We start from the raw sequence: 16107 nt of genomic DNA, 5'->3' as shown, positions 1-16107 counted from the left end.
GGGTGACCTGAATTGCGGATCTCCGGCGTGTATCGGTCGATTTGGGTGCGAACCGGGTGGATACACTGTTAGCCGAGGAGGTGTGTGCCATGAGTGACAAAGACGGTCTCTCTGCTAATGAGCTGCTTAATGCGCTCAAAGCACTGGCCAATCCTGTGCGCCTGCAGATCATGGATTGGCTCCGCGACCCGGTCGCTGAATTCGCCGATTATGATCCCATCGCCGACCGGATCGAGGTCGGTGTCTGTGTCAGCCATATCCAAGCCAAAAGCGGCCTTGCCCAATCGACGGTCTCCTCGTACATGACCACCCTGGAGCGTGCCGGGCTGGTCCAATCCACCCGCGTGGGCAAGTGGACCCACTACAGGCGCAACGAGAGTCTCCTGCGCCGAGTGGGGGACAGGGTTGCGGGCAACGTCTAGCAACATATCGACATATCGCGATTTGTAGATATGATGAGCGGGTGAGCACGCAAACTGACACCCGCGCCTCGGCGCTCATCATCCACGCCCACCCCGAGACTGCCTCGTTTTCCACTGCCCAGGCGCACGCCGCGGCCGAGTCCCTGCGGGCGCAGGGTTACGCCGTCGAGTTCATCGACCTGTACGCAAAACAATGGGAGCCGGTCCTCGACAGGGACGAGTTCGAGCAGTTCGAGGGGCCGTTCAAACCGCAGCGCGAGCAATGGAATGCCGTGAAGACCGGGACCCTGCCGGCAGACGTCGGCGCCGACCTGGACGCGGTGTTCCGCGCCGATCTACTGGTGCTGTCGTTCCCGCTGTGGTGGTTCTCCCTGCCGGCGATCCTCAAAGGCTGGCTGGACCGGGTCTTCGTCATGGGCGGCGTCAGCGCCGGCGACCTCGGCGCCTTCGAGCAGGGCGCTTTGACTGGTCGGCGAGCCGTGGTCCTGGCCACGACCGGCGGTTCGGCCGATGCCTTCGCCCCCGACGGGGCGTTCGGGGACATCAATGATTTCCTCTTCCACATCCACCGCGGAATGTTCGAGTTCGTCGGCTACGACGCCCTCGAACCCATCATCACCTACGGCCCGGCCCACCTGGACGATGCCCGGCGGGCAGAAGCGCTCCACCGGGTGCGGCACGCTTTCAGCAACCTTCATCGCAGGCCCCTGGCGGCTTCCACGCGTTACCGCGACCTGACCGCCACTTCGTAACCACCTGACCATACCGGCAGCGGACAGTGCATCTTACACGTCCGCCGCTCAACTGCGCCCATCCGGACTTCCGGATGCCGCTCCAGAAAGGGACCACCATGACCGCGAATACTTTGCTCGCGACCAGGGCGGCGGAACGGCTTACCGTCCGCCAGCGCCTGGCCGTCGCCGTGCTGCTCACGGCGAACTTCACCCTCGCCGTGGACTTCTCTGTCCTTAACGTCGCCCTGCCGCACATCGGCAGCGACCTCGGATTCACCACCGCGAACCTGCAATGGATCGTCACCGCGTTCGCCCTGTGCGCGGCCGGCTTCACCCTGTTCTTCGGCCGTGTCGCCGACCTGTTCGGCCGCAAACGCCTGTTCATCCTCGGCATCATCCTTCTCGGTGCCTCCTCCCTCGTCGCCGGCCTTGCCGACGAACCCGTGCTGCTCCTGACCGCCCGCGTCGGGCAGGGCCTCGCCACCGCCATGGTCACCCCGGCGGCCCTGTCACTGCTCACCACCATGTTCGCCGAAGGGCCGGCCCGCGCCCGCATCCTCGGCCTCAGCGGCGCCCTCATGGCCGCAGGGTTCACCACCGGTGCCGCCCTCGGCGGTGTGCTCGCCGGCTTGGTGAGCTGGCGCTGGGCCTTCTTCATCAACGTCGCCGTCGCCCTGTTCGTCCTGGCCACGGCCCCGTTCGCGTTGACCGACAAGCCCACCGAACGCCGACCCCGCCTTGACGCTCCCGGCGCGATCACCGTCACCCTGGCCCTGGTCTCCCTCGTCTACGGCATCACCACCGCCGGTGAGACCGGATGGGCCGACCCGCTCGCTTGGGGTCCGATCCTCGCAGCCGTGGTCCTGTTCACGGTCTTCCTGCGGATCGAATCCCGTGTCGCCGAACCCCTCCTAGCCCCGGCGCTGCTGAAGCGCCGGAACATCGCCTGGGGCAACTTCGCCGGGCTCCTGGCGTTCGCGACCGAGACCTCGCTGGTGTTCCCGCTCACCCTCTACCTGCAGGAAACCCTCGGATTCAACGCCGTCACCGCAGGCCTGATCTTCGCCTGGCTCGGCATCGGGACCGTCCTCGGCGGACTCATCGCTCCGAAAGTCATCGGAAAGATCAACTCCAAGAACGCAATCGTCATCGGCTTCATCGTCCAGGGCGCCGCGACCCTGCCGCTCGCCTTCGTCTCCGACAACCAGGCCTGGGTCATTCCGCTGCTGGCCGTCACCTTCATCGGCGGCGTGGCCAACCTTGTCGCGATCGTCGGCTACGCCGTCGCTTCCACCACCGGAGTGCCGGCCGAACAGCAGGGCCTCGCCACCGGTCTGATCACCATGAGCCAGCAGGTCGGCATCACTCTCGGCACCCCCGTCATGTCCGCAATCGTCACTGCCTTCGCTGCCTCCACGCTCCTTCCCGGACTCCAGGCCGCAATCGGCATCAACGCGGCCATCTGCCTGGTCTCCGCAGTCGTGGTCGCGCTCTTCCTGCGACTGCCGGCCAGCAGTAAAGCCACGGCCTGAGGACACCACCGCCGCCAGGTTGACGCGGGGACCCCGCCGCGGATGTGGCCGTCCCCGCGGAAACCTTCGTCGTCGCTGATGCCCTGAGGACTGGTGCAAAGCAGGAGAAAATGGCCAAGTACTTCGGAATAGCGCCATCTTCGAGTGAGTGCACGGACAATGGGGCCAACTATGCGGAATGATCCAAATAGTTCGGAATCTCACATAGTTGGAAGTCTTCCAACTGGCTGCAACTAAGCGGCCCTGCACGGCAAATCGTGCCGGGCCGCTTCGTGCGTTGTGGCTGAGATCGGAAGCTAGTTCGCGGTCGGGCCATTACGATGCGAATGTGACCGAGAATTGGCGGCGACCGCGTTAATAAATGGTAAGCAGGCTGAGTGTTTTCGTCCGGGGCCGACGCAATCTCCGATCGGATAACCGGCGGCGGGCGTTGTTTCTCGAATCACAGAGCCTGTCCCGGCGGAACTCCCTGTCAATCAATCCTCACCGGCGGAAAACTTGGCACTCCGTCCGGTCAGACCGAGGCTGACGCGGCTTAGGCGGCCCTAATCGACCTCGATCGGCGGTGCTGAAGCATGTTGTGTCTCGACCGGGGTGTCGGGGCGAAGGCCCCATTCGGCCCAGGATCCGTCGTAGACCCGGACACCCTCGCGTCCGAGAACTTCGGTGAGGGCGTACCACGCGGTGGCCGCGCGGCCGCCGACGGTGCAGTAGGTGATCAGCTCGTCTTCTTCCTCGAGCTCCGGTACGTGCATCGCCTGGCGCAGCTCGTCGGACGGGAGGAATGCACCTTTCTGGTCGTAGAGATCGCCGAACGGCCGGTGGACGGCCGTCGGGATGTGGCCGGCGCGCCCTCCCTGTTCCATTCCGCCGGAGGGCCAGAACCGCTCACCGGCGTACTCGGGCTCGGAACGGACATCCAGAATCGTTGTTCCAGGGCGCCCGATGGCCTGCCGCACCGCCGGCATGTCGGCGAACAACCTCTGGTCCCGTTCGGTGAGCTGGTATGGAGACTCTTCCACGCGGATCGGTGACGTGCCGTAGGGATGTCCTTCGGCGCGCCAGGCGTCGCGGGAGCAGTTCAGGATGCGGACATCGGCGTGTCCGTACAGCTTGAGCAGCCAGTAGCCGAGCGGCGGGGTGTAGCCGTAGCACACGACCGTCGTGGCCGGGCCTATGCCGGATCGGGCCAACAGTCGTTCAACGGTTTCTCTGCCGACCGGACGATACCGATCGTCTTTGAGGTCGGCGTAGATGTTCCACAGCACGGCGCCGTCGATGTGCCATTGATTGAAGGCGGTCGCGGAAACATCCACCTCGACGACGCGGACTGCAGGATCGTAGAGGTGATTTGCCAGCCAGATGGGTTCGATGAGCATGTCCACATTCTGCGCGCTTGTCATTGGGCCAAGGTTGGCTCAAAGTTGGCGCTACATTGGCGTCGGCGAGTTTGCCTATTCCGCTTGAATCCACCCCAGCAGATCCTCGCGACTGACTGCTTGGAGGAGCGCCGGGTGGTCGCTCGCGATGTGGCCGCGGATCGCACCGATCACTTCCTCATCAGTGTCGCCGCGGACGACGAACCCGCATTCGCAACGGATGAGCTTCGCCATAACGACCTCCCAAAAACCTAGTCGAGCCCTCCCAGGAGCGATGAGGGCACATGAGATCATGTTGTCATGACCGTGCAGTCAGCGCTCCGTCTCCAGATCTGCGGGCCACTGGTTGTGGAGCGGCACGGTATCAGGCTAGATCACCGCCTGCCCGGGCGTCAGGGGCGCCTGATGTTCACCTATCTCGTGGTCAATCGTCATCGCCAGGTACCCCGTGACGAACTCGTCGAGGCGCTGTGGCGCTTTCCCGAATCGGCCGGGATCGACGCGCGTCTCAACCCGTTGATCTCAAAGCTTCGCCACGTCTTTGGCCCGGACGCGGTGGATGGGCGCGTCACTGTCCAGCTTCACCTTCCCGACGCGTGGATTGACCTCGAAGCTGCCGTGGAGGCAATACACCGAGCCGAGTCTGCCGTGGCTCAGCAGGACTGGGCCCGCGCCTGGGGTCCGGTTCTGGTCGCCTTGTTCGTCGCCGAACGCGGATTCCTGCCTGGTGAGGATGCCGATTGGATCGACCAGACCCGCAATCAGCTCGCTGAGATTCGGCTGCGGGCACTGGAATGCTACGCCGCCGCCGAGCTTGGCATCGGCGGCGCCGAACTCGCCGGTGCGCTCCGGGCCGGCCGCCGGCTCATCGCCCTGGACCCTTTGCGCGAAAGCGGCCATCGCTACCTGATGGAGGCTCTCGCCGCCCAAGACAACCTGGCCGAGGCGCTGGCTGTCTACGGCCGGCTGTCGGACCTACTGCGCGACCAGCTAGGTGCCTCGCCCGGCCCGAGGACCCGCGCGGTCTACCAGCAGCTTCTCGGCCGGACCTGATCTTCGGGAAGACACTCTTCCTCGGGACAGGCATTCATCTCACTCGAGGAACTCCGCTATCCAGTCAACTGGCTTGATCGCTACTGAGCCTTCACAAGTGAGTCACCTGCGATAGGCACCTTCCACCTGGACCTGCCGCAGGGGCCAAGTGTCCGGATGAGTGCCCTGCGGAAGTCCGCTGATTTTCTGTCCGGTTGAGGATGCAGTCTTTGAATTTAAGAGACCCCTTGACGTGAGCTGCATCATAGTTCTAATCTTCATTTAGTCGTAAATAAAGGAGAATACAATGGTTCGGCCGAGCGGCAACGCTGACGTTACGCGGTCTGCGATCCTGGCATTTCTTGGTACCTCCGGAGGCGCTTCCCGGGCTGACTTGGCAAGGGCACTTGGCGTCTCCCCGGCTCTCATGACCCAGCTCATCAAAGAGCTCATCGCGGATGGCCTCGTCAGGGAGCTGTCAATGTCTCCCTCCAACGGCGGTCGTCCTGCCCGGATGCTGGGCCTGGCCACCGCCGCCGGGCGCGTGGTGGGTATGAAGATCTCGAAAGACCACGTCGCCTTCGTGGAAACGGAACTTAGCGGGCATGTAGTCCGGTCAGACAATAAGGCATACGACGCTTCCTCGATCACGTCGCTTTCCGACGTCGTCTCACTCGTCCATTCATTCGTTGGCGAAGACCGTGTCACCCCCCTTCTGGGAATAGGTGTCGGTGTTCCCGGATCGGTGGACGCGCAAGGTAGTGGTGTGGTTGATTCAAGCCTCCTTGGGTGGCGGCAGGTACCGCTTGGAGCCGTTCTGAGCCGGGAACTGCATGTTCCGGTCCTGGTGGAAAACAATGTCAACGCCCTCGCCGTAGCCGAACGGCTCTATGGGTCGGGCCGCGAGCATGCCGAGTTTCTGGTTGTAACGATCGGCGAAGGCGTAGGTGCTGGATTTGTTACCGGCGGCGCCGTCGTGCGCGGCAGCAGGGGCGGTGCAGGCGAAATCGGTCACATACCAGCAGTTGCGGATGGACCTCTTTGCACCTGCGGCAACCACGGATGCATTGAGGCCCTGATCGGGGAAAAGACACTTGTCGCGCAGGCGCGGCAATCCGGAATCATTTCGTCGTCCGCCACCATGGCTGACCTGCAAGAGCGCGCGAACGACGGCGACCCCCTCGCGCAAGATATTTTCCGGGTAGCCGGTCAGCCGCTGGGTCGAATCGTCGCTGGGCTCGTGCAGATCCTGGATCCGGAGATTGTCATTGTCAGCGGGGAAGGAACCCGCGCATGGCGCCATTGGGCAGCAGAATTCGAGCGATCTTTCCGGGGTGCCCTGACGGCGGACCGCCGGAGCATTCCTGTGATCGTCGAGTCCTGGGACGACGAGGCCTGGGCGCGCGGAGCCGCCGCGCTCGTGGCGTCTGCGCCCTTCTACAGCGAAGAAAGTTCAGGTGAGCAGGGGAGACGGGTTCGTGCCCGGCTCACCCACGTACCGGCGGAGGTCGGAGGATTGTGACCGCACTACAAGACTCGAGGTCCGGCAGCCCCGGATCCACGGCAACTACGAAGCGCTACCGAGGCCCCGGGGTTCGGCGTGATGCCACCGGCCCGCGTCTCAAATACGGGCTGACTGTCGCAGCGTTCCTCATCCCGAGCGCGTTGCCACTCTTGTTCTTCACCATCATTCCCATGTTTTCCGCGTTTTGGATCAGCCTGAACCAATGGAATCTAGTCGGCCCGATGAAATGGGTAGGCCTCGGGAACTACGGCAAGCTCATCGGCGATCCGGGCACGCAGGGCGCCTTCCTGCACACCATCTACTACATTGTCGGATACCTGCCGCTTGTGTACATCGGGGGGCTGGCCATAGCGCTTGCGCTCAATTCCCGGATCAGGGGACGCAGCATGATGCGCGGCCTTTACTTCCTCCCCGTGGTGACCAGCTGGATAGTCGTTGCCTTGGTCTGGCGTTGGCTACTGAATCCCAGCACGGGAATCGTCAACTGGCTGCTTGGACTCATCGGGGTGACAGGGCCGGGGTGGTGGACAGATCCGGCATGGTCCATGCCTTCGATCATTGTGGCTTCGGCGTGGAAGGACCTTGGCTTTGTCATGGTGATTCTGCTGGCTGGCCTCCAAGCCATTCCGGAGGACTTGTATGAGGCCGCGACCGTCGACGGCGCCGGCCGGTGGAGGCGGCTGTTCAGCATTACGCTTCCCATGCTTTCCCCCTCGACCTTCTTTGTCATTGTGTTGTCGCTGATCAATGGATTCCAGGTCTTTGACCAGGTCTATGCCATGACCGGGGGCGGCCCCAACAACTCTTCCCAGGTGGTCGTCGAGCAGATTTACGACCTCACGTTCCGCTACGGCAGGGCCGGCGAAGCATCGGCTCTGTCATGGCTGCTGTTCCTTTTCATCCTGGTCATCACTCTGATTCAGGTGCGCGGTCAAAAGAAATGGGTCCACTATGCGTAAGCAGCGTCCCTCGATCACCCTGAACATCCTCGTCCTCGTTGGCGCCCTCATGATGGTCTTCCCTTTTCTTTGGGCGTTCGTAACGTCCATCAGCCCCGGCGCAGGCCTCTCCGCGACGCCGCAACTTATCCCGGAGAATCCTTCACTGTCCGCCTACGCTCAGTTGCTCCAACGGCTCCCGTTTGCCCAGATCGTGCTCAACAGCCTGATCCTTGCCATCCTCACCACGGTGTTCCAGCTTGTCACCAGCTCACTGGCTGCCTATGTCTTTTCCAGGATGCCGTTCAAGGGGCGCAACGCAGTGTTCGCGGTGTATCTGGCCACCATGATGATCCCGATGCAGGTGCTGGTCGTCCCGTTGTTTGTGGAAATGAAAAGTCTGGGCCTTATCGATACCTATCTAGGCGTGCTGTTGCCGGGGATCGCCAGCGCCTTCGGCGTGTTCCTCCTACGGCAGGCAATGAATTCCGTGCCGCAGGACCTGGACCAGGCCGCGACATTGGATGGGGCTGGCCACTTCCGGATCTTCGGCCTCATTGTTCTGCCCTTGGTTCGTCCGGCGCTGGCCACACTGACGGTGTTCGCGTTCCTCAACAGCTGGAACAGCTTCCTTTGGCCGCTGATTATCCTGCGCACTCCCGCAATGAAAACCCTTCCCGTGGCGTTGGCAGGACTGCAAGGCCAGTACACCACCCAGTGGGACATCGTGATGGCCGGATCAGTGGTCAGCGTCCTGCCAATGCTCGCCCTCTATATCTTCACCCAGAAGTACATCATCCAAGGGGTTGCGGGCACCGGACTCAAATAGACCGGATCGGCCAGTTTCCTCACCTATCAATGGAGATACACATGAACAAGAAGCCCCTGGCATCGCTGGGTCTAGCTCTCACCGCAATCCTGGCCATGTCAGGCTGTGGAACGGCGGCAAGCTCAAATGTTGCAAGCACCGAAAAAGTAACCATCAAATACTCAAACTTCACCTCGAACGGAGGCAATGAAAAGAACCTGGACACCATCGTTCAGGCCTTCGAGAAGGCCAACCCGAACATCACAGTCCAAGTCACGACGTTGCCCTACAAGGACTACGCCACGGCGCTCCAGACAGACCTGGCCGCCGGGACCCAAGCCGATACTTTCGACATTGAGTACGCGAACCTTCGTTCCTACGTGGCCAATGGGGCCGTCGCACCTCTGGAGGGAGTTGACGGTTCCAAATACAAGCAGTCCTTGCTGCAGTCCTACCAGTCAGACGGCAAGCAGTACGCACTGCCCAGTTCCTTCTCCGACGTCGTCCTCTACTACAACAAGGCACTCTTCGACGCCGCCAAGGTCGCCTACCCGACTTCCAGTTGGACTTGGGCTGATGAAACGGCCGCTGCGAAGAAGATCACGGACAACGCCGCGGGTGTCTATGGAGACTTCCAGAACGTGAGCTTCTACGAGTTCTACAAGGCACTGGCCCAAACCGGCGGCAAATTCCTCAATGACGACGGCAAATCGGTCGCCTTCAACTCGCCCCAGGGCATCAAAGCGGCCGAATGGCTGGCAGGGAAGAGCGGAACCACCATGCCCACACCCGCCCAAGGCGCCGGGACCCCGGACTTCGACACGAAACTGTTCAAGGACGGCAAACTTGGCATTCTCCACAGCGGCATCTGGGTGGCCAGCAGCTTCGCCGATTCACCCAAAAGCTGGGACATCGCCGTCGAACCCGGAGACACGCAGAAGGCAAGTGCGGAGTTCTCCAATGCCATTGGTGTTTCTGCCAACTCGAAGAACAAGGCCGCAGCCCAGAAATGGGCCGAATACATGACCAGCTCAGACGTCATGGCACAGACGCGCATCAGCGCGGGATGGGAACTTCCCGCCACCTCCGATGATTCAGTCCTGAAGCCGTATCTCGCAAAGGACAAGCCGGCAAACCGCAAGGCCATTTTCGACGCCCTTGACAACGTTGCCCTCCCGCCGGTCATCGGCGACAACCAGCAAAAGATGGTCGACATCATCACCAATGCTCTTGGCGAAGTCGAAGCGAAGCGCTCCAGTGCGGCCGATGCCCTGAAGGGCGCCGCGGACCAAATCAACGCTCTGCTGAAATAACCGGGCATAGCCCGAACAAGGCCGGTGAGCGGGCCGCGGTAACACCGTGAGCTGCTGGCGGCACGGCGACCCGCTCACCATCTGAAAGAGAAGCCAATGATCGACAAATCAAAGCAAGGTTCAACGGTAATGCGCAACGGAGATCCCGCAGTCCGTTCGATAGTCCAGGCCGGCATCCGGCTCATCCTGGAACAGCAGACCCCTGGGGGCGCCTACCCGGCGAGCCCGTCGTTTTCCGCCTACGCTGGGTACTGCTGGTTCCGCGACGGCTCATATACCGCTGACGCCATGTCCGCCGCCGGGCACATCGAATCCGCCGAACGGTTCTTCGACTGGTGCTCGAACGCCTTGACCTCCCGTGCGGGAAGGATCCGCCGTATCGTGGCTGAAAGCCTGGCCGGCAGGCCGGTGGCCGGCGACCAAATGCTTCCCACGCGTTTCACTCTCGACGGGGCCGAAGGAAGCGATGAGTGGTGGGATTTCCAGCTCGACGGATACGGTACATGGCTTTGGGCCTTGGCTGAGCACAGCGCCCGCCATGACCGGCCACTCGAACGGTGGACTGAGGCCATTGACCTCACAGTCGACTACCTTTCTGTCTCCTGGCAACGGCCCTGCTATGACTGGTGGGAAGAGTCGGCCCAGCACGTGCACGTGAGCACTCTGGGTTGCATCGCCTCCGGATTGGCCAGCATCGCCCAAAGCGGGCTGATCGAGGAGTCACTCTCAGAACGGGCCGCCTCGACCGCGTACCAGATCCGCCGTCGAGTCCAAGACGAAGGTGTCCAGGACGCCCATCTCACGAAATGGCTGGGAACAGACACGGTAGACGCTAGTCTCGTCTCGCTGATTGCTCCGATGAACTTCCTGTCCCCGTACGGTCCCTTGAGCGCACGGACCATCGCGGTCATCGAGGAGCAGCTCACCGTCGACAACGGAGTTCACCGGTATCTTGCTGACACCTACTACGGCGGTGGCCAATGGCCGTTGCTTAGTTGCTTCCTAGGCCTGGCCCATGCCGCTTCCGGAAACAGGACCAGAGCCCATGAGCTCCTGGAATGGGCCGCGTCGACCGCCGGCGCGAACGACGAACTTCCCGAACAGGTCGACCATCACCTTCTTGACCCCGATCATCTTCAACCTTGGAACGAGCGCTGGGGTTCCTCGGCAAGTCCGCTGCTGTGGAGCCACGCCATGTTCATCCGTCTCGCCATCGCCCTCGGCGTCCCCTACGACACCGCCGATCTGACTTCGGCTCCAACAGCGAAAGAGAGCGCTAAATGATCCGCCACAAGCCATTCGGTTCCGGCCACCCGTATGTGGACGACACCGATCAGCGCAGCCCGTCCCATCCTGTCGCGGGGGAGCCCGTCACCTTGGGAGTGCGAACCTCCCCGGAACTGACCGACGTGATCTGCGAACTCGAAGTCACCGGTCGCGACGGCGCTGTCACGAAATTGATCCAAACCCTCGAACGAGTACCGGCAGCATCCCGCGGACAGGTCATCGACGGCGGCCACCTGGCATCCGCCCAAGCCAAACTCGCCCGTTCGGCCAGCGGCTGGCAGGTATCCCTCGCGCCGGCGGAGCACCAGACGACATACAAGTACCGCTTCACGGCGCAGACCCGAAGTGGAGGAACTCAAAAGACGCAGTGGTTTAGCTATAGTGCCGCCACCTGGGCGGCCGCCAGCCAGGCTGTTAACGTCATTGGAGCTGACCGCGTGATCGCCGACTCCGTCGAGGTGTTGCATGACGGTGTCCGCCCTTTGCGTGTTCGTTTCGCACTCCCGTTGGCCTTGAACGAGCGTGTCACCGGCTTTGGAGAACGTTTTGATGCCCTCGACCACCGGGGGTCCAAGCTGGACGCGGTCGTTTTCGAGCAATACAAGAGCCAAGGAGCGAAGCGGAAAACTTACTTGCCCATGCCTTTCGCCCACGTAGTAGGCGGAGACGGCTGGGGATTTCACGTCGAAACTTCCAGGCGGACCTGGTACGACATCGGTGCCTCCGACGAAAACCGCCTGGTCATTGAAGCCGAAGTCGGCCCCGAACCCCTGAACGGGGACACTCTTCTGAACGTGAGGTTCTTCGAAGGAACTCCGACGGCGGTCCTGAAGTCCTTCCTGTCTGTCGCCGGCAGCGCCAAGGAGCTTCCGGACTGGGTGTTCAAGCTCTGGGCGAGCGGAAACGAGTGGAATACCCAGGCAGAAGTCATGCGACAGATGGATCGGCACCGGGACACCGGGATTCCGGTCGGGTCCGTCGTCGTCGAAGCGTGGAGCGACGAGTCTACGTTCACGGCATTCCGCGACGCGGAATACGAGCCGAATCCCGATGGTTCACCGCACCGTCTCAGCGACTTCACCTTCCCGGAGCATGGTGCCTGGCCGGATCCGAAGGCCATGGTCGATGACCTTCATGCCCGGGACATCCGGGTGGTTCTGTGGCAGATTCCGCTTATCAAAATGCGACCCCACCCACAAGGACAGGCCCGATTCGACGCGGAGGCGGCGATTCGTGACGGTCGGCTCATCCGTGAGGAGGCCCCGGACGGCAGCCTGCGTCCATACCGTAACCGAGGGTGGTGGTTCCCGCTCAGCCTGATGCCGGACCTGACCGATCCGGAAGCCGCCCGATGGTGGACGGAGAAACGACGCTATCTCGTCGAAGAAATCGGCATCGACGGATTCAAGACCGACGGCGGGGAACACGCCTGGGGCGAAGAACTCCAGTACCTGAACGGAATGCGTGGAGACGAAGGAAACAATCTCTTCCCGGTGGCCTATTCAAGGGCTTATGGCGAATTGCTTGAATCCTCAGGCAAGGCCCCGGTCACCTTCAGCCGCTCCGGATTCACCGGTTCCCAGGGACACGGGGCATTCTGGGCCGGGGACGAGAATTCCACATGGGATGCATTCCGTTGGTCCCTGTTTGCCGGACTATCCGCGTCAGCATGCGGAGTCTTGTACTGGGGCTGGGACTTCGCCGGCTTCTCCGGCGACGTCCCGAGCGCGGAACTATACCTGCGGTCCGCAGCCGCAGCAGTATTCGTGCCCATCATGCAGTATCACTCCGAGTTCAACCACCACCGGAAGCCATCGAGGGATCGCACTCCCTGGAACATTCAGGAAAGAACCGGAGATCAGACTGTCATCCCGGTCTTCCGTGAACTCGTCGAACTGCGCGAACGCCTCATTCCCTACCTGGCTGAGCAAGCGCGGAAGGCTATCGACACCGGGGCCCCCCTCATGCGCCCGCTGTACTTTGACCACATCAAAGACGAAGAGGTATGGAAGCACCCCTTGCAATGGATGCTCGGTGAGGACCTACTTGTTGTTCCCGTCACCGATGAGGCGGTCCGCACCTGGGCGGCGTACCTTCCAGGCGGCAACTGGGTCGACGCCTGGACGGGGGAAAAATACGCAGGCCAGCGAACGGTCGAGGTATCCGCGCCGCTGAACCGCGTTCCTGTCTTCGTCAGGGCGGAAGCCTGGAACGAGATGAAGGACGTTTTCCTTCCAACCGCGTAATCAAGAACTGAACGGGACCAACAACCACGAAGGAGATCCTTGGAATACAGAAAACTTGGCCGGAGCGGCATGTATGTCAGCGAGATCGCCTACGGCAACTGGCTAACGCACGGATCGCAAATCGAGGACGACGCCGCAGCGCAGTGCGTGCATGCTGCGCTCGACGCAGGCATCAGCACCTTCGACACCGCCGATGCCTACGCCGAGACGCGTGCAGAAGCCGCCCTCGGTTTGGCGCTTTCCGGGGTCCGGCGTGAAAGCGTGGAGATCCTCACCAAGGTGTATTTCCCCACTGGGCCCGGAAAGAACGATCGCGGACTCTCTCGAAAGCACATCATGGAGGCTGTCCATGGAAGTCTCAACCGGCTCAAAACCGACTACGTAGACCTGTACCAGGCCCACCGGTTCGACTATGAAACACCCCTTGAAGAAACGATGCAGGCTTTTGCTGACATCGTGCACGCGGGGAAGGCCCACTACATCGGCGTCTCCGAATGGACGGTGGATGAGATCCGGTCAGCAGCCGCCTTGGCCAAGGAACTCAACATCGAGCTGGTCTCCAACCAACCCCAGTACAACATGCTGTGGAGGGTTGTTGAACCAGAAATCATCCCGGCCTGCGAAGAGCTCGGGATAAGCCAGATCGTTTGGTCCCCGCTTGCCCAAGGAGTGCTGACCGGCAAATATTCACCAGGTAAGGGCGCCCCTGCCGGTTCCCGCGCCACCGACCAAAACGGAGGCAAAGACACGATGGCTAGGTGGCTGGGCGATGACGTTCTCACAACGGTCCAACGCCTTCAGCCCCTGGCAGCAAGCGCAGGAATTCCGCTGGGAACCCTCGCTTTGGCATGGGTGCTTCAAAACCCGAACGTATCTACAGCCGTCGTCGGAGCCTCCAAACCAGAGCAGATCAAGGAAAACGCGAAGGCCGCAGGGCTGACGCTGGAGGACGCACTCCTGAAGGAGATCGATGAAATCCTCGAACCCGTCATTGAACGTGACCCTCGCAAGGTCGATAGCTGCCACAGCAGGCCTTGAGCACCACTAGCAGCAGTAGCGATAACAGGCTGCCGCCCTCTAACAGATCAAAGAATCGGACCAACATGCCTGTAAACATGACAAGAGCGGGCCATTTCATTGGCGTTGACATCGGTGGCACCGGCGTCAAGGGCGGGATCGTGAACCTCGAAAGGGGCGAGATTCTGGGAAGCTGCGTTCGTTTGGCCACGCCCCAACCAGCGGATCCAGAGTCCGTCGGAGATGTTGTTCGGCAGCTCGTGGAGGAACTCACCGCAGGAAGCGAAGCGGGACTTGATTCAACCGTTGGCGTCACCTTTCCGGGCATCGTCCAGCACGGCACGTCCCGATCTGCGGCAAATATGGACAGGACCTTCATCGATTTCGACATCGGCACCCATTTCTCCGACCGCATTCGGCGGCCCGTTGCCGTCCTGAACGACGCCGACGCTGCAGGACTCGCGGAAGCCCGCTACGGCGCCGGCCGGGGAACTCGCGGCACCGTTTTGGTCATTACCCTGGGCACAGGGATCGGATCAGCCTTGATTTTCGACGGAAACGTCTTGCCCAATGTAGAGCTCGGTCACATTTCCATCGATGGCTACGACGCTGAAACCAGAGCATCCGCCGTCGCCCGTGAACGCGACGGATTGGGTTGGCCGGAATACAGCGTTCGCCTGCAACGCTACCTTTCGGAGCTTGAGTTCATGTTCTCGCCCGAACTCATCATTGTTGGCGGAGGCATCTCCCAAAGAACCGATGACTACCTGCCTCTCCTCACGCTGAGGACTCCGGTCGTCCCGGCGAAGCTCAGGAACGATGCTGGCATCGTAGGCGCCAGCATTCAGGCGGCATCAACCGCGTTGGGCCTGCTTGGCTGAAGTAGTCCAGCGATGGCGGGCTGCGTAGCTACATCGTTGGCATCTGGCACTGCTCAGCGCCGCCGCATTCGTCCCGCTCGTCCCTGGCCCGGGGGAAGAGCCAGATATGCTCGCCCTTGAGCGATCACTCCACGAGACCCTGCCCATCGGACCCGGGGAGAGCCCGTTGTTCTACATCCAGAAGCAGGTGGCCCGGGGTCTTCGTCCACTTCCATACCCTTGGTAGGTAGTTGTGCAATACATCCTCGTTCTGCAGTGGCCAGCCGACTCGGAGGCGGACTATGACGCCCTCATCGCCATGGAGGGCGCACTCCCCGCCGCCCATGGCTTCGTGGATGGGCACGACTTCGGCGCAGGCGGGATGAATATCTTCGTCCACACTGACGACCCCCTCGAAGCGTTCGGGGACGCGGCGACGTCCCTTGCCGCTGACCCAAGATGGGCCGAGGTACGGGCGGCCTACAGGCCTACAGAAGGCGAACGCTACGTCGTCGTGTGGCCGGAAACGCTTCAGAACTTCTCGGTGTCGTGATGCATCGTGCCCTGCCCATCATCCTGGCAACGGCAACCAGTTCGTCCACCGTCGTCTCAGTCACCATGGCCTCCTGTTGATCACTTGTGGGGACGAGCCTACTAGGAGGGGCGCCTGTGCTGCGCCGTTTACGAGGGCGTTCAGGGGCGGCCGCTTCTGTCGCCGGCGTGAAGTTCTGGTCGATCAGACAGGGCGGAACGCGCCTGATTCCGGGAAGGGGTCGTTCACGAAACCTGGCTCGCCGGGATCGTCTGGCCAGCCCGGATCGTAGGTGTCGTCGGGGTCGGGCCATGGGTGTGCGGCCGTGAAGGCGTGCCAGTCCGGGAAGGGGTCCGGGGGCAGTTCCGGTTCCGGATTCCCGGGCAGGTCGTGGTCCGGTGGGATGTCCGTGTCCGTGTCCGTGTCTGTCTCGGTGATGGGGGTGTGGTGTGGCCAGCGGGGTGGTTCCCAGTCCTGGTGTT

General features: G+C 62.0%; 15 protein-coding genes and 1 pseudogene. 13 read left to right on the top strand and 3 right to left on the bottom strand.

The window, feature by feature from the left end:
- The first annotated feature begins 89 nt into the window (after nt 1-89).
- From AC4CS3_RS14585 to AC4CS3_RS14575, 3 genes are all read left to right on the top strand, one after another.
- Nucleotides 90-422, top strand: coding sequence for an ArsR/SmtB family transcription factor (locus AC4CS3_RS14585; protein ID WP_490784070.1), 333 nt, complete (start codon nt 90-92; stop codon nt 420-422).
- Between the two features lie 41 nt (nt 423-463).
- Nucleotides 464-1174 carry an NAD(P)H-dependent oxidoreductase gene (locus AC4CS3_RS14580; protein ID WP_490784069.1) on the top strand — a complete coding sequence of 237 codons (711 nt, stop codon included), beginning with the start codon at nt 464-466 and terminating at the stop codon, nt 1172-1174.
- A 98-nt stretch (nt 1175-1272) separates the two neighbouring features.
- On the top strand, nt 1273-2688 hold the full coding sequence (locus tag AC4CS3_RS14575) for an MFS transporter (RefSeq protein ID WP_490784068.1): 1416 nt from the start codon (nt 1273-1275) through the stop codon (nt 2686-2688).
- Between the two features lie 545 nt (nt 2689-3233).
- On the opposite strand, the gene AC4CS3_RS14570 is transcribed toward AC4CS3_RS14575, so the two are convergent.
- Complete coding sequence (locus AC4CS3_RS14570) at nt 3234-4091, bottom strand: sulfurtransferase (protein WP_490784067.1); 858 nt, start codon at nt 4089-4091, stop codon at nt 3234-3236.
- Between the two features lie 51 nt (nt 4092-4142).
- Nucleotides 4143-4301, bottom strand: a complete 159-nt coding sequence (locus tag AC4CS3_RS14565; protein WP_490784066.1) for a DUF1059 domain-containing protein — start codon at nt 4299-4301, stop codon at nt 4143-4145.
- Between the two features lie 66 nt (nt 4302-4367).
- Here AC4CS3_RS14565 and AC4CS3_RS14560 point away from each other — a divergent pair, with 66 nt between their 5' ends.
- The 10 genes from AC4CS3_RS14560 to AC4CS3_RS14515 all read left to right on the top strand — a co-directional run bounded on the left by AC4CS3_RS14560 (nt 4368) and on the right by AC4CS3_RS14515 (nt 15646).
- Nucleotides 4368-5120 (top strand): AfsR/SARP family transcriptional regulator, encoded by a 753-nt coding sequence (locus tag AC4CS3_RS14560; protein WP_490784065.1) that lies wholly within the window; start codon nt 4368-4370, stop codon nt 5118-5120.
- Between the two features lie 286 nt (nt 5121-5406).
- Nucleotides 5407-6621, top strand: coding sequence for an ROK family protein (locus AC4CS3_RS14555; RefSeq protein ID WP_490784064.1), 1215 nt, complete (start codon nt 5407-5409; stop codon nt 6619-6621).
- Nucleotides 6618-7583: a carbohydrate ABC transporter permease gene (locus AC4CS3_RS14550; RefSeq protein WP_490784063.1), complete on the top strand. Its 966-nt coding sequence runs from the start codon at nt 6618-6620 to the stop codon at nt 7581-7583. Before AC4CS3_RS14555 ends, AC4CS3_RS14550 begins: the two co-directional genes overlap by 4 nt.
- Complete coding sequence (locus tag AC4CS3_RS14545; RefSeq protein WP_490784062.1) at nt 7576-8391, top strand: carbohydrate ABC transporter permease; 816 nt, start codon at nt 7576-7578, stop codon at nt 8389-8391. The genes AC4CS3_RS14550 and AC4CS3_RS14545 overlap by 8 nt, the downstream gene beginning before the upstream one ends.
- 41 nt (nt 8392-8432) lie before the next feature.
- Nucleotides 8433-9683 (top strand): ABC transporter substrate-binding protein, encoded by a 1251-nt coding sequence (locus tag AC4CS3_RS14540; RefSeq protein ID WP_490784061.1) that lies wholly within the window; start codon nt 8433-8435, stop codon nt 9681-9683.
- Between the two features lie 96 nt (nt 9684-9779).
- Complete coding sequence (locus AC4CS3_RS14535; RefSeq protein ID WP_490784060.1) at nt 9780-10967, top strand: glycoside hydrolase family 15 protein; 1188 nt, start codon at nt 9780-9782, stop codon at nt 10965-10967.
- On the top strand, nt 10964-13216 hold the full coding sequence (locus AC4CS3_RS14530; protein ID WP_490784059.1) for a glycoside hydrolase family 31 protein: 2253 nt from the start codon (nt 10964-10966) through the stop codon (nt 13214-13216). The genes AC4CS3_RS14535 and AC4CS3_RS14530 overlap by 4 nt, the downstream gene beginning before the upstream one ends.
- Before the next feature lie 39 nt (nt 13217-13255).
- The gene (locus tag AC4CS3_RS14525) at nt 13256-14254 is read left to right on the top strand and encodes an aldo/keto reductase family protein (protein WP_490784058.1); all 999 of its coding nucleotides are present in this window, start codon (nt 13256-13258) and stop codon (nt 14252-14254) included.
- Nucleotides 14255-14331: 77 nt separating this feature from the next.
- Nucleotides 14332-15114: a polyphosphate--glucose phosphotransferase gene (gene ppgK / locus AC4CS3_RS14520; protein WP_490784057.1), complete on the top strand. Its 783-nt coding sequence runs from the start codon at nt 14332-14334 to the stop codon at nt 15112-15114.
- Between the two features lie 232 nt (nt 15115-15346).
- Nucleotides 15347-15646 carry a hypothetical protein gene (locus AC4CS3_RS14515; RefSeq protein ID WP_490784056.1) on the top strand — a complete coding sequence of 100 codons (300 nt, stop codon included), beginning with the start codon at nt 15347-15349 and terminating at the stop codon, nt 15644-15646.
- A gap of 183 nt (nt 15647-15829) precedes the next feature.
- On the opposite strand, the pseudogene AC4CS3_RS14510 reads toward AC4CS3_RS14515, so the two are convergent.
- A pseudogene (locus AC4CS3_RS14510) lies at nt 15830-16107 on the bottom strand (hypothetical protein); the annotation flags it as partial.

This window comes from Arthrobacter sp. SE2, assembly GCF_058244265.1.
The sequence above is the reverse complement of the archived record's forward strand: the minus strand, read 5'-3'. Positions and strand labels throughout refer to the sequence as shown.